Annotated in this window: 19 protein-coding genes; 13 read left to right on the top strand and 6 right to left on the bottom strand. The window is 63.9% G+C overall.

Translation table 11 applies throughout. The features are described from left to right. The first annotated feature begins 238 nt into the window (after positions 1–238). The 6 genes from BN2475_RS01560 (at position 239) to BN2475_RS01535 (ending at position 5,293) form a co-directional block, all read left to right on the top strand. Positions 239–1,933, top strand: a complete 1,695-nt coding sequence (locus tag BN2475_RS01560; protein WP_094777827.1) for an acid phosphatase — start codon at positions 239–241, stop codon at positions 1,931–1,933. Between the two features lie 173 nt (positions 1,934–2,106). Continuing rightward, the gene (locus BN2475_RS01555) at positions 2,107–2,466 is read left to right on the top strand and encodes a DUF3564 domain-containing protein (RefSeq protein ID WP_094777826.1); all 360 of its coding nucleotides are present in this window, start codon (positions 2,107–2,109) and stop codon (positions 2,464–2,466) included. Between the two features lie 360 nt (positions 2,467–2,826). Further along, a complete protein-coding gene (locus BN2475_RS01550; RefSeq protein ID WP_094777825.1) occupies positions 2,827–3,576 on the top strand; it encodes a DNA/RNA non-specific endonuclease in 750 nt (249 codons plus the stop codon). Further along, on the top strand, positions 3,569–3,829 hold the full coding sequence (locus tag BN2475_RS01545; RefSeq protein ID WP_094777824.1) for a hypothetical protein: 261 nt from the start codon (positions 3,569–3,571) through the stop codon (positions 3,827–3,829). Before BN2475_RS01550 ends, BN2475_RS01545 begins: the two co-directional genes overlap by 8 nt. Before the next feature lie 279 nt (positions 3,830–4,108). After that, positions 4,109–4,492, top strand: coding sequence for a hypothetical protein (locus BN2475_RS01540; RefSeq protein ID WP_094777823.1), 384 nt, complete (start codon positions 4,109–4,111; stop codon positions 4,490–4,492). A 261-nt stretch (positions 4,493–4,753) separates the two neighbouring features. Further along, a complete protein-coding gene (locus BN2475_RS01535; protein WP_094777822.1) occupies positions 4,754–5,293 on the top strand; it encodes an Mpo1 family 2-hydroxy fatty acid dioxygenase in 540 nt (179 codons plus the stop codon). 54 nt (positions 5,294–5,347) lie between these two features. On the opposite strand, the gene rarD is transcribed toward BN2475_RS01535, so the two are convergent. After that, positions 5,348–6,244: an EamA family transporter RarD gene (gene rarD, locus BN2475_RS01530; protein ID WP_094778007.1), complete on the bottom strand. Its 897-nt coding sequence runs from the start codon at positions 6,242–6,244 to the stop codon at positions 5,348–5,350. Positions 6,245–6,857: 613 nt separating this feature from the next. Between rarD and egtD the strand changes: the two genes are divergently transcribed. Next, positions 6,858–7,838, top strand: a complete 981-nt coding sequence (gene egtD / locus BN2475_RS01525) for an L-histidine N(alpha)-methyltransferase (RefSeq protein WP_094777821.1) — start codon at positions 6,858–6,860, stop codon at positions 7,836–7,838. A 105-nt stretch (positions 7,839–7,943) separates the two neighbouring features. Here egtD and BN2475_RS01520 read toward each other — a convergent pair whose 3' ends face one another. Beyond that, positions 7,944–8,237: an acylphosphatase gene (locus tag BN2475_RS01520; RefSeq protein WP_094777820.1), complete on the bottom strand. Its 294-nt coding sequence runs from the start codon at positions 8,235–8,237 to the stop codon at positions 7,944–7,946. A 175-nt stretch (positions 8,238–8,412) separates the two neighbouring features. Here BN2475_RS01520 and hpnA point away from each other — a divergent pair, with 175 nt between their 5' ends. Both hpnA and BN2475_RS01510 read left to right on the top strand, forming a co-directional pair. Further along, on the top strand, positions 8,413–9,423 hold the full coding sequence (gene hpnA / locus BN2475_RS01515) for a hopanoid-associated sugar epimerase (RefSeq protein WP_094777819.1): 1,011 nt from the start codon (positions 8,413–8,415) through the stop codon (positions 9,421–9,423). Positions 9,424–9,551: 128 nt separating this feature from the next. Then, on the top strand, positions 9,552–10,133 hold the full coding sequence (locus BN2475_RS01510) for a hypothetical protein (protein ID WP_094777818.1): 582 nt from the start codon (positions 9,552–9,554) through the stop codon (positions 10,131–10,133). Between the two features lie 59 nt (positions 10,134–10,192). On the opposite strand, the gene BN2475_RS01505 is transcribed toward BN2475_RS01510, so the two are convergent. Both BN2475_RS01505 and BN2475_RS33345 read right to left on the bottom strand, forming a co-directional pair. Beyond that, on the bottom strand, positions 10,193–11,365 hold the full coding sequence (locus BN2475_RS01505) for a glycosyltransferase (RefSeq protein ID WP_094777817.1): 1,173 nt from the start codon (positions 11,363–11,365) through the stop codon (positions 10,193–10,195). Further along, positions 11,323–11,826 carry a hypothetical protein gene (locus tag BN2475_RS33345; RefSeq protein WP_143325712.1) on the bottom strand — a complete coding sequence of 168 codons (504 nt, stop codon included), beginning with the start codon at positions 11,824–11,826 and terminating at the stop codon, positions 11,323–11,325. Before BN2475_RS33345 ends, BN2475_RS01505 begins: the two co-directional genes overlap by 43 nt. A 210-nt stretch (positions 11,827–12,036) precedes the next feature. Here BN2475_RS33345 and ispH point away from each other — a divergent pair, with 210 nt between their 5' ends. Together ispH and hpnH are read left to right on the top strand one after the other, a co-directional pair. Beyond that, positions 12,037–12,981 (top strand): 4-hydroxy-3-methylbut-2-enyl diphosphate reductase, encoded by a 945-nt coding sequence (gene ispH / locus BN2475_RS01495; RefSeq protein WP_094777815.1) that lies wholly within the window; start codon positions 12,037–12,039, stop codon positions 12,979–12,981. Between the two features lie 10 nt (positions 12,982–12,991). Continuing rightward, positions 12,992–14,146 (top strand): adenosyl-hopene transferase HpnH, encoded by a 1,155-nt coding sequence (hpnH, locus tag BN2475_RS01490; RefSeq protein ID WP_094777814.1) that lies wholly within the window; start codon positions 12,992–12,994, stop codon positions 14,144–14,146. Positions 14,147–14,259: 113 nt separating this feature from the next. Here the strand turns inward: hpnH and BN2475_RS01485 are convergent, their stop codons facing one another. Further along, positions 14,260–14,865 carry an MlaC/ttg2D family ABC transporter substrate-binding protein gene (locus BN2475_RS01485; RefSeq protein ID WP_094777813.1) on the bottom strand — a complete coding sequence of 202 codons (606 nt, stop codon included), beginning with the start codon at positions 14,863–14,865 and terminating at the stop codon, positions 14,260–14,262. 213 nt (positions 14,866–15,078) lie between these two features. Between BN2475_RS01485 and hpnN the strand changes: the two genes are divergently transcribed. Both hpnN and BN2475_RS01475 read left to right on the top strand, forming a co-directional pair. Next, positions 15,079–17,721 (top strand): hopanoid transporter HpnN, encoded by a 2,643-nt coding sequence (gene hpnN / locus BN2475_RS01480; RefSeq protein WP_094778006.1) that lies wholly within the window; start codon positions 15,079–15,081, stop codon positions 17,719–17,721. Next, the gene (locus BN2475_RS01475; protein WP_094777812.1) at positions 17,708–18,742 is read left to right on the top strand and encodes an MlaA family lipoprotein; all 1,035 of its coding nucleotides are present in this window, start codon (positions 17,708–17,710) and stop codon (positions 18,740–18,742) included. The genes hpnN and BN2475_RS01475 overlap by 14 nt, the downstream gene beginning before the upstream one ends. Before the next feature lie 219 nt (positions 18,743–18,961). Here the strand turns inward: BN2475_RS01475 and BN2475_RS01470 are convergent, their stop codons facing one another. Further along, positions 18,962–19,708, bottom strand: a complete 747-nt coding sequence (locus BN2475_RS01470) for a phosphorylase (protein WP_094777811.1) — start codon at positions 19,706–19,708, stop codon at positions 18,962–18,964. Positions 19,709–19,711: the final 3 nt, after the last annotated feature.

Here is a 19,711-nt window from a genome sequence, read left to right as displayed (position 1 = left end):
TGCTATTCTTTGACCCGGTCCATCCCGTGGATGCGCGGCATCGGCTGCTGCTTGCCGTCGATGCAACGCACAACAGCTGGCGCGTGAAGCGCCGACTGCGTTAGCCTTAGCGCTGGCCCTGGCCCTGGCGCTCGCCTAGGCCGGCGCTTGCCCATCCATTCGAATCTGCAACCGGTGCCGCGCGCACAGCATCCCGAGCGGCACCGACGTGCGCGACACAAAACTTCGGAAACGACCGATGACCGACCACGATGCCCACCTCCCGCCGCACGCCGACAACGCCAACGACGCCCCCGACGATCCCGAACGCCGCCGTGTCCTGACCGGTCTCGCGGCGGTCGGCCTCGGTCTCGCGCTGAGCGGCTGCAAAACGGCGCAAGACACGGCGAGCAATGCTGCGCCGCGCAGTGCCGCCGACTTGCGGCTCGATGCCGCGCTACGCGACCAGGTCAAGCACATCGTGGTGATCTATGCGGAAAATCGCAGCTTCGCGAACCTCTACGGCAACTTCCCCGGCGTCCAGCATCCACTCGACACGGTGAGCGCCGAGCGCTATCTGCAACTAGACCGCGACGGCAAGACACCGTTGACGCGCTTGCCGGCCATCTGGGGCGGACTCGTGCCGCAAGCGCAGGAAGTGGACGGCCGGCGCTACATGATCGGCGAGAAAGATCTCGAGCCCCTGCGCAACCGCCCGTTCCCGATCGCCGACGCGTATGGTGCGCCGTTGCCGACCGGCGTGATCACGCGCGACCTGGTGCATCGCTTCTACCAGAATCAGATGCAGATCAACGCCGGCCGCAACAACCAGTTCGCCGCGTGGAGCGATTCCGGCGGACTCGTGATGGGGCACTACCGCAATTCCGCCGATACGCTGCGTCTGTGGAATCTCGCGCAGCAATACACGCTGTGCGACAACTTCTTCATGGCGGCGTTCGGCGGCTCGTGGTTGAACCACATCTTCCTGATCTCGGCGCAGGCGCCCTTCTATCCCGACATCCACGACAGCCCAGCGAAGAAACTGGTGTCGGTGGTGGAAGGCGACGATCCGACCGGCACGCGCCTGAAACTGGCCGCGGACTCGCCCGCGTCCGCACTCGACGGTCCGCCGAAGTTCGTCAATGACGGCGCTTTCACCGCCGATGGCTACGCAGTCAACACGATGGCGCCACCCTATCAGCCGAGCAACGTGCGCCCAGCAGAAGGCGGCGACCCGGCCTTAGCGGACCCGTCGAATTCGCGCGTGCTGCCGCCGCAGCATGACGCAACGATCGGCGACCGCCTGAGCGCCAAGGGCATCGACTGGGCGTGGTACAGCGGCGCGTGGCAATACGCACTGGAGCATCAGGACACCGGCGCGATGCCGGACTTCCAGTATCACCATCAGCCATTTAACTACTTCGCCAATTACGCGCCGGGTACGGCCGCGCGGCGCAAGCATCTGCGCGATGCGGGGCTCGGCAACGACGCGTCGACCAATCGCCTGATCGCGGATATCGATGCGGGACATTTGCCCGCCGTCACGTTCTACAAGCCGCAAGGCGACCTGAACATGCATGCAGGCTACGCGGATGTCGAATCGGGCGACCGTCACATCGCAAAGCTGATCGAACATATTCAGCGCGGCCCGCACTGGGCCAATACGGTCGTGATCGTCACGGTCGACGAGAACGGCGGCTGGTGGGACCCGGTGGCGCCGCCGCAAGGCGATCGCTGGGGTCCGGGCTCACGTGTTCCCGCGCTGGTGATTTCCCCGCTGGCGAAGAAGGCTTATGTCGATCACACTGTGTACGACACCAATTCGATTCTTCGCCTGATCAGCCGCGTGCATGGGCTGGCGCCGCTCGACGGCGTGCTCGCGCGGGATCGGGCATTGGCGCGCAATGGTCTTGCGCCATTGGGCGATCTGACGGCGTCGCTGGATCTCGCCTGACGTCACTGCATCGCGGCATGCAGTTTTGCACTGCATCCGCGATCTGCTGCGCGGTCTTCGCGAGCGTCGCGCGGCTGCTTTTTTCTGCGCGATCGCTGATGCTTTTGCCTTGCATAACGCCGGTCACGACATAGACTGATAAAGCACCACTTCGCAATTTGTACGGAACTGATATGCGACTGACCATCCTGATCAACGGTTCCGATCCCACCGTCAGCCACGATTACGCCGTGCTATGGCTCGACACCGACGAACATCGTTGGTCGAGAGAAGCACATCAAGGGATCGACCTGCCTCCTTGGGGCGAGATGCATGACGACAATGGCGTGACCACGCTCTGTGCGCCGAGCACGGATGCGCCACTCTGTACGCTGCGCGGCTTGCACGTCGATCGCAAGCAGCGCGTGAGCGCGGCACAAGGCGCCGCCGCATGGACCGCTCTGCCGACACACGCACCGACCAGCGGCTTCTGGCGCCTGCAAGCGGTGGACCGGCAAACCGTTCACGCCGAAAACAGCCTGTTCGGTAATTAAGTTCTGCGTTGATTCCGTGAGTTGATTTTGTCGGTCGAATATTCCGTCCACGGGGCTGCAAACACTCGTGTGTTCGCGGCTGTTCGTGCGCCGTCGCACACATCGAATACCCGTCGCACATATGCTTAAGCTCGTCTTAAGCATATGTGCGTAGAGTCAAAAGTCCACGCATTAGGGTCGCTGCACAGCGGCCCGTTTTTTTGCCCGCGCGATTCGCGCTCATTGCTTCGCTCGATGCACGCATCGCATTCATCGCGATGCGCGGCCGGCTTTTTCTTGCTGCTGATTCTGCGTTTCGCGTCGCTCGATGCAGGCTCGCGACGCTATACTCTTGCGCCCGATCTCCCGACTGACTGATACATGAAGAAGTGGCTTGCCTGTCTGTTATTCGCCGTCGCCGCACAGGCGAGCGCGGCGCCTTCCTGCACCCAGTTCACACCAAACGCGCAATGGCCTGTTCTGACCAATCAGAAGATGGCGCCGAAAACGCGCATGCTGTGCTATAGCGATTTCGCGCTTTTGCATTCGGGCATCACGCATGGTCCGCTATGGTCCGCCGAGCATCTGACACGCGAACATATCGATGCCGCGAGAGACATGACGCGCACCAACAAGTTTTTCGAAGATGCGCGCTTACCCGACGGCGAAGGCGCCACGCTCGCGGACTACAAGCGCAGCGGCTTCGATCGCGGTCATATGAGTCCGGCGGGCAATCGCTGGAACGAACAGGCAATGGCACAATCGTTCTCGCTCGCCAACGTCGTGCCACAGAACCGCGAAAACAACCAACGGCTGTGGGCGCGCATCGAAACATCGGTGCGCAAGATCGCAATGTCGTACGACGATACTTACGTCGTCACCGGGCCGCTTTTCAACGGCCAGCAATTGCAGACCATCGGGCCGACACACGTGTTCGTGCCGACGCAGTTGTTCAAGGCCGTCTATGTGCCTTCGCGACAGATGGCATTCGCGGTGGTGGTGGACAATGTCTCGACCAATCGTTACGACATCATGACGATTCACGAACTCGAAGCAGCATCGGGCATCCGTTTTCCGGGCATTCCGGAGAACCTCAAGGACCAGCGGCCAGGAGGACTGAAAGGTGTTTAAACCCTATTCGAACGACAACGACGTGCTCAACATCCAGGGCGACGCGCTCACTGTGAGCAACGGCACGACACGCGTCGTGCTGAATGGCACGCTGGAATTGACACGCGACCAGCGCGGCCTGAAGGCGGCGCTTGCGCTGAAGGAAGCGGTGGATGCGATCGTCGCCAGCTTGCAGGCTCAATCCGGCTTGCCCGCGAAGGTGAAGGACGAGCCGGATGCGAAACCGGGCGTCGTGCAGAATCCGTTTCAATAGCGGGTACGCCAAATGGTGCGGTGTGAAGGCGGAAGAACTTTTCGCAGCACGCGCGCTTCGCCCAGTGCGCGTGCCCGACTTCACAACGGACGCAAACTTCCTCAACTACCTGAAGCCTGAACGCCGCGCGCCGATTTACTACCCCGGCATGTTTCAGCGGTTACGTTTTGTCACCAGAGCATCGTCAACTCCTGTCCTCCGGCCGACGTTAAACCGGCAGCGCTGAAATAACTCAGCCGCCAACACAAGAACTAACCGGTCCAACCCAGGAGTTACACCATGAAGACGCTTTTCGCCGCTCTCGCTTCCGCTCTGCTCGTGTCGACCGCATTTGCTCAAACGGCCGCACCGTCCACCACGCAATCCGCGCAGCCTGCGCAAACGCAGCCCGCCGGTCAAGCGAATCTGAAGGCGAGCACCGCCGTGCAAACCAGCGCCACGGATGAAGCCACGACCACGGTGAAAACGCCGACCAAGACCGCGACGAAAGCGCATGTGAAAAAGACTTCCGCCAAGCACACGGTGAAGGCGCACAAGGTCAGCAAGAAGGCCGCTGGCGACGACACCAGCGCCGCAAAGGCTAAAACGGAGAGCGCGAAAGAGGCCAGCAATGCCCCGGCAAAAGCCGACGGCGCACAAGCCGACACGACGAAGACGCAATAACACGTGATCGGTTTCGGCACGCAGCGGCCACATATGGGGTAGATAATCGAAGCCGGCCGTGCCGTTCAGGGAGGGCGAGTCTGATGACTCGCCCTTTTTTCATGCATGGTTCGCTTTGAATTGCACGCGCCGGCATTCACGCAGCACATTCGATGAAAAACTCACAGTCATGGGATGGCATCCGTGCGCGATTGTCGGCTACCGATGGTTTCAAATTCCGCTCGCCGCGATTATGCTGACTTCGAACGAGGAGCGGCATCCATGAGAACGCTGACACAACAACTAACGCAATACGCGGCTTACCATCGCGACCGGCGCAATATCGCCACGCACTTCATCGGCATTCCGATGATCGTGCTGGCGTTGGCCGTGTTGCTGAGCCGCCCTGCTTTCGCGGTCGGCGCGTCGCCGCTGGTGTTATCGCCGGCGTGGCTACTGTTCATCGCGGCCACCGTGTACTACCTCGCGCTCGATGTGCCGCTCGGCGTGATGATGGCCTGCGTGTCGGCACTCTGCGTGGCGTTCGGCGCATGGATCGCCGCGCAATCCACACTTGCATGGCTCACCAGCGGCGTGGGCCTCTTCGTGGTCGGCTGGGTGTTTCAGTTCATCGGCCATGTTGCCTACGAGCATCGCAAGCCGGCCTTCGTCGACGATGTGATCGGCCTGCTGATCGGACCGCTGTTCGTGCTCGCGGAAGCGTTGTTTGGTGTCGGCTGGCGGCCCGCGTTGCGCGACGCGATCGACGCACAGGTTGGCCCGACGCGTAAAAATGCGGACCGTGCCGCGGCGCATCGCTGAGCGCCGCGCACGCCGTGTGATTCGCCCATCGATGCCAGACTCCGCCGACGCCGCTCAATTCGGCGCAAGCCGAACCAGGCGAACACCATGCAATGCGGTCAACGCGACCGCGATCCAGATCGGAACATAAGTGGCCAGTTGCGCAGCGGTCAGTGTTTCGCCGAGCAACGTGATCGACACCAGCACGAGCAAGACCGGCTCGACATAGCCGAGGATGCCGAACAACGCGAGCGGCAGTAAGCGGCTCGCCTTCAGATACGAAGCCAGCGCCAGTGTGCTCAACGCGCCGAGGCCAGGCAACAGCAGACACCACATGTCGACGCGGCCGGCGATCATCGCCAGCGAACCGCCGCTGATGATGAACACGATGGCCGGTGGCAGCAGCAGCGCCATTTCCACGGTGAACATCGCCAGCGAATCCTGGTTGATCTTGCGGCGCAACGCGAAGTACGGCGGATAGCCGAGCGCAACCAGCAGGGTCGGCCACGAAAAGGCGCCCGTCATCCACAGTTCATGGCCGACACCCAGGCCGGCGCAGACGACGGCGAGCCACTGCAACGCGTCGATGTGTTCGTGATAGTAGAAGCGCCCGACCAGCACCATCACCAGCGGCAGCAGGAAGTAGCCAAGCGACACTTCGAGCATCCGGCCATGCAGCGGCGCCCATAGGAAGACCCATAGCTGCGCGCCGAGCAAAGCCGCGGTCACGAGCATCGCGGCGCCGAGTTTCGGCTCGGTCACCATCTGGTAAAGAAATCGTCGGAGAATGGGCAGGCGCTTGCGCAACGCGACCAGCAGCAGCGCACCCGGCACGGTCCATACGATGCGCCACGCGAAGATGTCGAGGCCGCTCAACGGCGCGAGCAGCGTCGCGTAAGCGGACAGCAGGGAGAACATCGCGGACGCGCCGACCGACAACGCAATCCCCTGCTTCGGGTCATACTGTCTCATCGCGCGGGCCATGGCGTAATCGCTTCATGATCCGATGCGCGCGCCGTTATGTCGGATTGCAGCGTAGCGTCTTCCGCTCGTGCTGCATTCGTGGTGGTCATGGAAAGTGAGTCTCGCAAGCGGGCAGCGCGAATCGACGTGCGCTGCGGTTTTGTTTTTCGGTAGACGACGCAAGCCCCGCATTCTAGACGGGTTATTCATCTGCGGGTCCGCGCTTTTTGTCGGTAGACTGCAATTAATCCGTGCGCATCGCGCGTCAATGCACTAGAACATAACTTTATGCGCGGCGAGCCAAGCCGCGCTGTTTCATCGGCAACGCCGCCCGGAATTGCTCCACGCGCTCCACGCGCTCCATGCGGCTCCATGCGCCCGGACGCGAATCAAGCGCCACCCAGACGCCACCCAAGCGCGAATCTTGCTAGAAGTCTTCCACGTTGTTTGCAACGTGGTCCGCAACAGAGCCTAAGCAGCATCGACGATGCCGGGCCGGCACAGGCAGTCTCGCGACCTCGCCCGCTCTTCTTTTGCACGGCATGCATCAGCCGCCTCGCACCGTGCAAGCCGCCGCCCGGCCAGCAATCCCGCTCCCCCGACTGTGACTACTGGAGACAGCATGACCCAGCCAGCCCTCTCGCACGACGCCTCACCCGACCTGCGCTCCGCCTTCGCCGCCGAGGTTCGCGCCGGACTCACCCACACGCCGCAAAAAGAGCTGCCGTCGAAGTATCTGTACGACGAAGTGGGCTCCGCGCTCTTTGAAGTGATCACCGTATTGCCCGAATACGGCGTAACGCGCGCCGAGGAGCGACTGCTCGCCAGGCACGCGGCGGACATCGTCGAGCACCTGCCGCATGACGTGACGGTTGCCGAACTCGGCAGCGGCAGCGGCCGTAAAACGCGGCGCATTCTTGAAGCGCTGTGTAAAAAGCGCCCCACTTCTTACTGCCCGATTGAAATTTCGCGCAGCGCGTTGCAATTGTGTCGACGCGAACTCGGCGACATCGAACGAATTTCGATTGTTGGTTATGAACGCGACTATCTGGCCGGTCTCGCTGAAGTGAGCAGGCAGCGCGCGGCGGGCGAACGGTTACTCGTGCTGTTCCTTGGCAGTACGATCGGTAATTTCGGCAGACTCGCGGCGACACGGTTCCTGCGCGATATCCGCAACATGCTCGCGCCCGGCGACGCGTTGCTGCTCGGCACCGATCTCATCAAGCCGACGCCGATACTGGTCGCCGCCTACGATGATGCGATCGGTGTTACCGCGTCGTTCAACCTGAATCTGCTCGCACGCGTCAATCGCGAACTCGACGGCGATTTTCCGCTCGACGCATTCGAGCACCTCGCGCGCTTCAACCCGGACGCGCGCAGCATCGAAATGCATCTGCGTGCAACGCGCGACGTGACAGCGTACATCGGCGCGGCGCAATTGACGGTGTCGCTGAAGCAAGGCGAAACGATCTGGACCGAGAGCAGCCACAAATATCGCGCGGAGGAAGTGCCCGCGATCGCCGACGACGCCGGCTTCGCGTGCAGCCGTCAGTGGATCGAGCAGGACTGGGGCTTTGCGGAAAGTCTGCTGGTGGCCCGCTGAGCGCGAACGGCCCGGCCGCTGCGCAAGTTCACGCGCGCCAGGAACGCGAGAATAACGAAGGCGCGCCATCGGCATGATGGCGCGCCGGTTTTTTCGTTGGTTCGCTCAGTGCTGCTCGAAACGCTCGTAACGCTTTTCCGTCACGCGCTCCTCGCCGGTCACCTCGGTCACGCGCGCCGCCGGCGGCCCATGACGCAGCCACGACAGCATCCGGTCGACCTGATTGGCGGGACCCTGCAACATGGCTTCGACGGAGCCGTCGTCGAGATTCGCCACCCATCCCTTGATACCGTACGCGTGCGCCTGCCGCACGGTCGCGAGACGAAAGCCGACGCCCTGCACCATGCCGCGCACTCGCACGTAATACGTTTCGATCCGCTGATCCAGATCCGGGGCCATGCCGTGTTCTCCTCACACTCTTTCAAGCCGGCATTCTAGTCGCGTCGCGGCGAGCCTGCTCGACGGCGTTGCGGTTGCGGCGGTCATCGCGTGAGCGCTCAGGCACGCAGAGCGCGACACGCGGCGTGCGCGCCACGTACAATCCGTCGACTGTCATGCAGCGAATGGAAACAGAATGACCGAACAGAATCGCGATCTCGTGCTCGTGACCGGCGCTTCCGGCTTCGTCGGCTCCTCGGTGGCGCGCATCGCGCAACAGAAGGGCTTCAAGGTGCGGGTGCTGGTGCGCGCCACCAGTTCGCGCCGCAACGTCGAGGCGCTGGATGCGGAAATCGTCGTCGGCGACATGCGCGACGAAGCGTCGATGCGCACCGCGCTGCGCGGCGTGCGCTACCTGTTGCACGTGGCCGCCGACTATCGGCTGTGGGCGCCGGACCCGAGCGAGATCGAGCGCTCGAACCTTGAAGGCACCGAGGCGACCATGCGCGCGGCGCTCAAGGAAGGCGTCGAGCGCATCGTCTACACGAGCAGCGTGGCGACCTTGAAGGTGACCAGCTCCGGTCAGTCCGCCGACGAGACCTCGCCGCTCAAGGCCGACCAGGCCATTGGCGTGTACAAGCGCAGCAAGGTGCTGGCCGAACGCGCGGTGGAACGGATGATCGCCGAGCAAGGCCTGCCGGCGGTGATCGTCAATCCGTCCACGCCGATCGGCCCGCGCGACGTCAAACCGACGCCGACCGGACGCATCATCGTCGAAGCGGCGCTCGGCAAGATTCCCGCGTTCGTCGATACGGGCCTGAACCTCGTGCATGTGGACGACGTCGCAGCCGGCCATTTTCTCGCACTCGAACGCGGCAAGATCGGCGAGCGCTATATTCTCGGCGGCGAAAATCTGCCGCTTCAGCAGATGCTCGCGGATATCGCCGCGCTGACCGGCCGCAAGGCGCCGACGCTGAGCTTGCCGCGCTGGCCGCTCTACCCGCTCGCGATGGGTGCCGAAGCGATCGCGAAGATCACGAAACGCGAACCGTTCGTCACCGTCGACGGCCTGAAAATGTCGAAGAACAAGATGTACTTCACATCGGCGAAGGCGGAACGCGAACTCGGCTATCGTGCGCGGCCTTATCGCGACGGTTTGCGCGATGCGCTCGACTGGTTCCGGCAGGCCGGCTATCTGAAGCCCTGACACGCGCGCATGACCGCTCCGCACGACGCGGTGCTGCCGTAAGCATTTTGTTACAAGTCCCGTGTGCGCGAGCGGTTCAAGCCCATGCACTGCAGGTAAAATCGCGGGTCTTACCAGAGAAACCTCGCATGAATCTTCACGAACAGCTCGGCGCGCTGGAAATGGGCGTCGCTCAGCTCATTCAGGCTGTCGTGGCCCAGCAGGCCGAACCCATCGAGACACCCGCAGACGGCGCCGCATCGTCGGCACCGGCGGAGCGTGCCGCGTCCGAGTCCGAGTCCGACTCCGCCGGGCAAACCGCGGCGCAAACAACCGCAGCGCAGGCCGAAGCGAGCGCCGCCGGAAACGGCGCGCCGGTCACGGACCACGAGCCGGCCGCGCAATTCCAGCCCACGCTCGAGATCAATCGCCCCGCGCAGGACGAGATCACGATGACGATCGGCAATCAGACTGTCGCGCTGCGTCCAGACCAGATCAGCAAACTGATCGAGGAATTGTCGAACGCTCGCGCGTCGATGACGCCCGAGCAGCCGCCAGGCATCCCGCCGGGCTGGCGCTTCGTGTCGACCAAGAACCCGGTGATGGCGGTGCAGAAGCAATCGAGCGGCGACCGCCTGCTGGTCATGCGCCACACCGGCCACGGTTGGGTGCCGTTCACGTTTTCGCCCGACGTGGTGATTCAGCTCTACATGATGCTGACCAACGCGTGAAGTAAAAAAGCGGCGCTACGCCGCTTTTTTATCCCTCAGCAAAACTCTCCAGCGCTGCGTCAACGCTCCTGCACGGGCGCCTGAACGCGCGCCTTCCACTGACCACCCTTGCCGCGCCAATAGCGCACCGCCGATGCGAACGTCGCGCCGACATAGAACAGCGCCACCAACGGCAGGAAAGGCGCCCACAACAGCGAGCGACGGTAGTAGCCGAGCATCGGCGCGTATGCGCAGCACATCGCCGCCCACGCGAGCCATGCGGGCCAGCCCAACGGACCGAGCACCAGCGCCGCAACGGGCGGCATCAGATAGATGATCGTCATGCCGGCCAGCGTGCCCGCCAGCAGCAGCGGCGAATAACGCAGTTGCGTGAATGCCGTGCGCGCGATCATGTTCCAGATCTCACGCCAGCTATCGTATGGACGCAGCGACACGCTGCGCGCCGCCACATCCAGCCGGATCGGATGACGCCCTGTGCCGCGATGCTTGATGCGCGCGGCGAGACTGCAATCGTCGATCAGCTCCGCGCGGATCGACTCGATGCCGCCCGCTTCTTCAAGCGCACTGCGCCGCACCAGCATACAGCCGCCTGCGGCCGCCGCCGTGCGATTGCGCGGATTGTTGACCCACGCGAACGGATACAGCTTCGCGAAGAAGAACACGAACGCGGGGATCAGCGCCTTTTCCCAAAACGAATCGCAGCGCAGCCGGACCATCAGCGAGACGAGGTCGCGCTTTTCGACATCCGCGCGGGCCACGAGCTGCGCGAGCGCGTCGGCGGGATGGCCGATGTCGGCGTCGGTCAACAGCAGGTAGTCGGCCGGCAAGCCGAGTGTGCGCACCGCCTCGATGCCCTGCGATTGCGCCCACACCTTGCCGGACCAGCCTGGTGGCAGCGGTTTCGCGCTCAGCACCGTCAGGCGGTCCGGACATTGCAGCTGCAATGCGGCCGCGCGGGCGGCGTCGGCGGTGCCGTCGGTGCTGTGATCGTCGACGACGATCACGTGGAACGCACCGGCATAGTCCTGCCGAAGCAGGCTCGTGACCGCCTCGGCGATCACGTCGACTTCATTGCGAGCCGGCACCACGACGGCGACCGCGGGCCACGTCGCACGCGGCGCGAGCGCGAGCGGCGCGGCGGGACGCGCACGCCAGAAACCGCCGCGGGCGAACAGCAGCACGCACCAGATCAACAGGGAAAGACACGAAAGAAGAAACAGAACCACCGCCATTGAGCATTGCCCTCGATTGAACGTCCCTGCATACAGATGCGCCGCGACAGCCACATCACCGCCGTGCGCACTGCGGCCACGCACCAGTTGAACATATTGAGCACCGGGCGCTTGAGGAATACGTCGTAGCCCGCCATCCCGATCCACTCGCCGGCGCGCAAGTCGGCGAAGCGGAACGTGCCGCTCGGCCGCGCACCCGTCGCCCTGGTGAGCGATATCGGCCGCGCTTCGCACAACCTGGTGGATAATGCCGACAGGCGCGACGCAGCGCCTTTGGCAGCAGCACGCTCGCGACCGCATAAGTTTCGTACGGTTCGGCGTCCATCCAGCGAGTCTCGAAACCATTCTGTAATGCGTGCGCCGATGCGCGCCGCAGAATCGCGTAGTTTAAGGGTTCCGTCAAACCGGTGCAGCGCGTCATCATTGCCACATGCCGCACCAATGCAGCACCAATGCATCACCGCACGGCGAGCTGCGGCTGCGGCACCCGCCCAACACAAGGGGCGCGCCAAAAGCAAAGCTGGCCTGATAGCGTTAGAATGCGCGTTTGGTTTTGCTGTACCGGCCCGTCGCCGGGGCTCAAGACGTCAACTAATCAAGATGGTCGCGGCGATAAAGTCAGGTTCACCGGCTTCTTCGAACAACCCGCGTCAGTCGGAGTTCGCCAACTTATGCGAGTCATCCTTGCTCAACCCCGCGGCTTTTGTGCGGGTGTTGTTCGTGCAATCGAGATCGTCGAACGCGCGTTACAGCAACACGGCGCGCCCGTGTATGTACGCCATGAGATTGTCCACAACCGCCACGTGGTCGACAATCTACGCCAGAAGGGCGCGCGCTTCGTCGAAGAGCTCGATGAAGTACCGCAAGGCGCGGTGGCGATATTCAGCGCGCATGGCGTCGCTCAAACCGTCGAACGCGACGCGGAGGCGCGCGGCCTCGACGTGCTCGATGCAACCTGCCCGCTCGTCACCAAAGTGCATGTGCAAGGGCGTCAATATGTGGGCGCCGGCCGCACGCTGATCCTCATCGGTCACGCCGGACATCCGGAAGTGGAAGGCACGATCGGCCAGATCCCCGGCAAAGTGCTGCTGGTGCAAAGCGAGGCCGAGGTCGCGAAGCTGGATCTCGCGCCCGACACGCCGCTTGCTTACGTCACGCAGACCACGCTGTCGGTGGACGACACGCGCGGCATCATCGACGCGTTGCTGCGCCGTTTTACCGACATCGTCGGTCCCGATACGCGCGACATCTGCTATGCGACGCAAAACCGCCAGGCAGCGGTGCGCGAACTGAGCAAGCAGGTCGACGTGCTGTTGGTGGTGGGCGCAACCAACAGTTCCAATTCGAACCGTCTGCGCGAGATCGGCAGCGAAAGCGGCGTGCCGAGCTATCTCGTCGCCGACGGTTCGGAAGTCAAGCCGGAATGGTTTGCTGACGTGCAGACCGTCGGCATCACCGCCGGTGCTTCAGCGCCGGAAGAGATGGTGAAGAACGTCATCGATGCGCTGAGCGCATTGGGGCCCGTCGATGTCACGACGATGGCGGGCCGTGAAGAGAAAGTCGAATTCAAGTTGCCATCGAAGCTGATGCAACCACTCGCTGCACGCGAAGTTTAAGGAGGACATCTTGTCTATTCCGCTGCTACAGAAAGTCCGCGTCGGCGCATACATCATGCGCCAGCATCTGTCCGGCAACAAACGCTATCCGCTCGCCCTGATGCTGGAGCCGCTGTTCCGCTGCAATCTCGCCTGCAATGGCTGCGGCAAGATCGATTATCCGGATCCCATCCTGAACCAGCGTCTGTCGCTGGAAGAGTGCCTCGGCGCCGTCGACGAATGCGGCGCGCCGGTGGTGTCGATCGCCGGCGGCGAGCCGCTCCTGCACAAGGAAATGCCGCAGATCGTGAAGGGCATCATCGCGCGCAAGAAGTTCGTGTACCTGTGCACGAACGCGCTGCTGATGGAAAAGAAGATGGACGACTACGAGCCGAATCCGTACTTCGTCTGGTCGGTGCATCTCGACGGCGACAAGGAAGCGCACGATCACTCGGTGTCGCAGGAAGGCGTGTACGAGAAGGCCGTGGCAGCGATTCGCGAAGCGAAGCGCCGCGGCTTCCGCGTGAACATCAACTGCACGCTGTTCAACGACGCGGTGCCCGAACGCGTGGCCGCGTTCTTCGACACTCTTGGCCCGATGGGCGTGGACGGCATCACCGTGTCGCCGGGCTACGCGTATGAACGCGCACCGGACCAGCAGCACTTCCTGAACCGCGACAAGACCAAGCATCTGTTCCGCGAGATTTTCAAGCGCGGCAACAACGGCAAGAACTGGTCGTTCAGCCAGTCGGCCATGTTCCTCGACTTCCTGGCCGGCAATCAGACCTATGAGTGCACGCCGTGGGGCAACCCGGCGCGTACCGTGTTCGGCTGGCAGAAGCCGTGCTATCTGGTCGGCGAAGGCTACGTGAAGACCTTCAAGGAACTGATGGAGACCACGGACTGGGACAGGTACGGCACCGGCAACTACGAGAAATGTGCCGACTGCATGGTCCACTGCGGTTTCGAAGCGACGGCCGTGATGGATACGGTCGCGCATCCGCTGAAGGCACTGAAGGTCAGCCTGCGCGGGCCGAAGACCTCGGGTGCATTTACGCAGGACATCCCGTTGGACAAGCAGCGTCCCGCCGAGTATGTGTTTTCGCGCCACGTCGAGATCAAGCTCGAAGAGATCCAGCGCGCCGGCAAGGGCAAGAAGGTGGAAACGGCAACGGCCGCACACTGAGCGTCATGGCGGCGGTTCGCACCGCCGTCGCTGCGCCGCATAAAAAAAGCGCGGTGGCCCGACGGCCACCGCGCTTTTTGTTTGGCTACCTCGGGGGCAGGCGGGCCTTAACCTTAACCGGCGCTGCGCGCATTGTGGGCGGTCAGAAACTTGATCAGCCCGTCGATCCCGCCTTTGGCGATCTGGTCGGCGAACTGCGTCTGATACACCTGGATCAGCCAGGCTCCCATCATGTTGATGTCGTAGATCTTCCAGCCGGACGGACCCTTGGTCAGCCGGTAGTCGATCGCATCGTCGCCGCCGCGACTGGTCACACGCGTCTGCACGACGACATCCTTAGCGCCGGCCGCCAGGTTGACCGGCATAAACTTGAACGTCACGTCCTGGTCGCGCAATTGCGCAAGCGAAGTAGCGTAGGTACGCACCAGCAGCAGCGTAAACTGCTCGTACAGTTGCTTCTGCTGTTCAGGCGTCGCGGTCGACCAGGCGCTGCCAACCGCGATGCGCGTCGTGCGCTGGAAGTCGGTGGCGGGCACGAAGCGCGACTCGACGAGTTGGGTGATCCTGGCCATGTCGCCGCCGCGCGCCTGAGGATCGGCCTTCATCGCGGCGACCGTGCCCTCGACGGCACTTTTTACCAACGCATCAGGCGCGGTTTGCGCGTACGCCGCCGTGGACACCACGGCCGCAGCCAGAAGAGCAGTCAGATAACGTTTCATACGTTCGCCAGGGACTTGGAGAGAAGTAAGCGCCGACAGGCTTACGAGCCGGCGGCGAATTCAGGATAGACCCAGTATACCGAGAATGCGTTCCCTCCCGGCCGCCACCCGGGAGCCGCAATTGCTACCGAAGTCGGGTTACAACGCTGTGTCTCTGTATACTTGTGCACTTTCGTCGAAATCAACACCCGTGATAAGGCCACGTTCGCCTACATGCTGAAGTCATACATTGTCCGTCTCGTCGCCTATTCGGTGCGTCATCCGTTCAGGATCATCGCACTGTCGATCCTGCTCGCCGTTTTGAGCGCCTTCTACGTTGTCGACAACTTCAAGATCAACACGGACGTCAGCCGTCTTATCGAAACCGACAAGCGATGGTCAGCGCTCGACCAGGCGATCAACAAGGCCTTCCCCGATCGAGGTCAAACCGTGCTGGTGGTGGTCGAAGCGCGCGCACCGGAATTCGCCGACGCCGCCGCCAATGCGCTCACCGCCGCGCTCAAGGCCGACCCGAAGGAATTCGTGGCGGTCTCGCAGCCGGCCGGCGGTCCGTTCTTCGAACACAACGGCCTGCTGTTCCCGTCAACCGACGAAGTGATGTCGACCACTTCGCAACTCGTTCAGTCGCGCCCGCTCGTCAACACCCTCGCCCACGATCCGAGCCTGACCGGCCTTGCCGGCACGCTGACCACGAGCCTGCTGCTGCCACTGCAACTCGGCCAGGTGAAGCTCTCCGACATGAGCCATCTGCTGTCGCAAAGCGCGACCACGCTCGATCGCGTGCTGGCCGGTCAGCCGGCGGCGTTCTCGTGGCGCGCGTTGGTCGACAGGAGCGCCGCCACCGATCCGGCACGCGCGTTCGTGCTCGTGCAGCCGGTGCTCAACTATGAGGCGCTGGAAGCGGGCGCGATGGCGTCCAAGGCGATTCGCGACACCGCCGCGTCGCTGCACCTCGATACGCGCTATGGCGCGACGATCCGCCTGACCGGCGAACAGCCGCTCGCGGACGAAGAGTTCGCGTCGGTGAAGGACGGCGCGGTGCTCAACGGCATCGGCACCGTCATCGTCGTGCTGATCATTCTGTGGCTCGCGTTGCGTTCGGGCCGCATGATTGCCGCCGTGTTCATCACGCTATTCGTCGGACTCGCGATCACCTCCGCGCTCGGCCTCATGATGGTCGGCTCGCTCAACATGCTGTCGGTCGCCTTCATGGTGCTGTTTGTCGGCCTTGGAGTCGATTTCGGCGTGCAGTTCGCAGTCAAGTACCGTGAGGAGCGCAACCGCGACGACCGGCTTTCCGCCGCGCTGATGCATACCGCGCACACCATCGGCGTGCCGCTGACCCTTGCGGCGGTCGCGGTCGCGCTGAGCTTCTTCTCGTTCCTGCCGACCGCCTACCGCGGCGTGTCGGAGTTGGGCCAGATCGCCGGCGTTGGCATGTTCGTCGCGTACTTCACCAACATGACGCTGCTGCCGGCCCTGCTGAAAGTCTTCAACCCGCCGGGCGAAGCCGCGTCGCCGGGCTTCAAGCAGCTCGCACCGGTCGACGATTTCCTCGATCGTCACCGCAACCCGGTGCTGATCGGCACGCTGATCGTCGTGATCGGCGCGACGCCGTTGCTTGCGCATCTGCGGTTCGACTTCAACCCGCTGCATCTGAAGGACCCGCATACGGAGTCGTTGGCCACGCTGCTGTCGCTGAAAGATTCGCCGGAAGCCGCGGTCAACAACGTGCATGTGCTCGCGCCGTCGCTCGCCGAGGCCGACGCCATAGCGGCGCGTTTGCGGACATTGCCGGAAGTGGGCCGCGTGAATACGCTGACTACCTTCATCCCCACCGAGCAGCAGCAGAAGATGATGCTGATCGCGAGCGCCGCGCAGCAACTGCTGCCCGCGCTACAGCAGCAACCGGCATCGCCGGCCACTGACGAGATACGCGTCGCCGCGCTCAAGCGCACGTCGAACCAGCTCTCGCTCGCCGCCGACGATCACCCCGGCCCGGGCGCGGCCGAAGCGAAGCACCTGTCGGCGACACTGCAAAAGCTGGCCGACGCGAATCCCGCCACGCGCGAGCGCGCCGAGATTGCGATGTCCGATACGCTGCGCATCGCGTTGAAGCAGCTGGAAAACCTGCTGCAGCCCACCGAAATCACGCGCGAGAACCTGCCCGCGAGCATCACCTCGAGCTGGGTGTCGAAGGACGGCCGGGCCCTCGTCGACATCGCGCCGAAAGTCCCGCCCGGCATCGATCCCAACGACGACGCGATGCTCGCCCGCTTCGCGCACGCGGTGAAGAAGGCGGAGCCCGGCGCGATCGGCGGGCCGATTTCGATCCTGCATTCGGCCGACACGATCATCAAGGCGTTCCTGCAAGCCGCCGTCTATGCGCTCGTGTCGATCGCCATCCTGCTGTGGATCGCGCTGCGCCGGCTCGGCGACGTGCTGCGCACGCTGGTGCCGCTGCTGGTGTCCGCGCTCGTCACACTGGAATTATGCGTAGTGTTCGACATGCCGCTGAACTTTGCGAATATCATCGCGTTGCCGCTGATGCTCGGCGTCGGCGTGGCCTTCAAGATCTACTTCGTGATGGCGTGGCGCCACGGCCAGACCGGTCTGCTGCAGTCGAGCCTGACACATGCCGTGCTGTTCAGCGCGGCGACCACGGCGACCGCATTCGGCAGTCTGTGGCTATCGCATCATCCGGGCACCTCCAGCATGGGACGACTGCTGGCGCTGTCGCTGGTTTGCACGTTGATCGGTGCGGTGGTATTTCAGCCGGTGCTGATGGGCAAGCCGCGCCAACGTCGCGCCAACGTCGTGCGAAGCAAAAAGGAATCCAAGCATGAAGTTGCGTAACGCCGCGCTGGCGCTCGTCGCGACCGGATTGATCTCCGGCTGCGCAACCGGTCCCGACCGCAAGCCCGGCGACCCGTTGGAACCGATGAACCGGGCCGTATTCAAGTTCAACGATAACGTGGACCGCTACATCGCCGAGCCGGTCGCGAAGGGCTATCAGAAGGTGACACCGCAGCCGCTGCGTACTGCCGTCAGCAACTTCTTCTCGAACCTGGGAGACCTGACCAACGCCGCGAACGCGCTGCTGCAGTTGAAGATCACCGACGCGACCGAAGACATCATGCGCTTCACAATGAACACGATCTTCGGCATCGGTGGTCTGCTCGACTGGGCGACTCCGGCCGGCCTGCCCAAGCACCACCAGGACTTCGGCCTGACGCTGGGCCACTGGGGTATTCCGTCGGGCCCGTTTGTCGTATTGCCGCTGTTCGGGCCGAGCACCGTGCGTGACAGCATGGGCCTCGTCGTGGACGTGAAGTTCAACCCGCTGAACTACATGGAACCGGCGGTGCGCAATCCGCTGTACGTGCTGCAGTTCGTCAGCGTGCGTTCCGACCTGCTGGGCGCCACCAACCTGCTGGAGCAGGCCGCGCTCGACAAATACTCGTTCGTGCGTGACGCGTACCTGCAGCAACGCCGTGCACGCCTGCGTGGCACGAGCGACAACGCGCCGCTGCCGAACTATGACGACACTGGCGACTCCGGCGCTGCGGTCGCGCCTGCCGCAGGCGCACCGGCTCTGCCGAACTACACGGAGCCGGGCGACGCCGCGCAAGCCCCGAAGGCGGCTCCGGGCGCCGCTCCGAACGCGGCCCCGAGCGCGCCGGCGGGCGTCCCGAACTACAGCGATCCGGGCGAGACCACGCCCAGCGGCGCGGCGGGCGCAATGCCCGCTGCGCCCGCCGAGCCGACTGCTCCGACCACCCCGGCCGCAGCGCCCGCCGGCGCATCAGTCACGCCGGCGCCTCAGGCCCCACCGGCCGGTGACAAGCAACCGGCTACGGTACCGGCCACGCAATAGGATTGGGACGAGCAGCGGGGTTCGGGACAAGGCGCGCAACGAATCTGAACGCGCCGAAGGACGAGCTAAATTCAGGCGATAGTGAGTGAGCGAACGCTTCGTCGGCGTAGCGGATCTGCGTGCGTGCGGTGCGGGCTCGCCACTCTCGTCGAGACTAACGGAGTGGGTAGCGCCGCTGGGCGCCGTGCGAGCGCACCGCCGCCATCAACAAGCTGCCGCTCAGACCAAGGCTGGTCTCTTCAACACGCCTGCCTCGCCCATCGCCCGCCGTGCCTGGACCAACGAGGCCCGTGCGGCGCGTGCGTCGAGCGCAACCTGAAGCAGCGCGCCGAGCTGCGCCGGCTCGCACATCAGCTCGCGCAGTATCGGCCCGAGCGCGGTGCTGCCATCGTCGCGCAGACCGGCAGTGGCGGCGGAAGGCAGCGTGCGCCATGCCGGATCGACGATCGCGCGGCACACGGCAAACGGCAGCCCGTGCGCGGCGGCCGTCGCGCCGGCGATATGCGACTCCATATCCACCGCCAACGCACCGGTCGAACGATGCAACGCCCGCTTGTCGTCAGCGCTGACCAAGGGGGCGGCGACGGCCGCCATCAGACCGCGCCGCAGACGCGCCGCGAGCGGCCCTGCCGCCATCGCGGCGGCGAGCGTGTTGGTCCATTGCCGGTCGGTTTCCGCGCGCCCCAGCGGCCCGACGATGGCGTCTGCGACGATCAGCGAGCCCGGCTCCAGATCCGGCGCCAAACCGCCCGCCGTACCAAAGCTGATGATGCCCGCTGCGCCGCGTGCGACTGCCGCGCTCAGCGCGCGCTCGAGCAGATCGGTGCGCGCGGCATAGACCACCTCGACGCCCTCGCCGCGCGCAATCCGCGCTTCGAACGCCATGCCCGTCACCACGATCACCGGTGCGCTGCCGCGGCGGCCGGCATCGGTCGATGGACCTGACGGCGTTGTCGAAAGCGGCATCCG

Origin of the sequence: Paraburkholderia ribeironis, assembly GCF_900019265.1 — a bacterium.
GTDB lineage: Bacteria > Pseudomonadota > Gammaproteobacteria > Burkholderiales > Burkholderiaceae > Paraburkholderia > Paraburkholderia ribeironis.
Note: the sequence above shows the minus strand (reverse complement) of the source record. Positions and strands in the feature narration are given on the sequence as shown.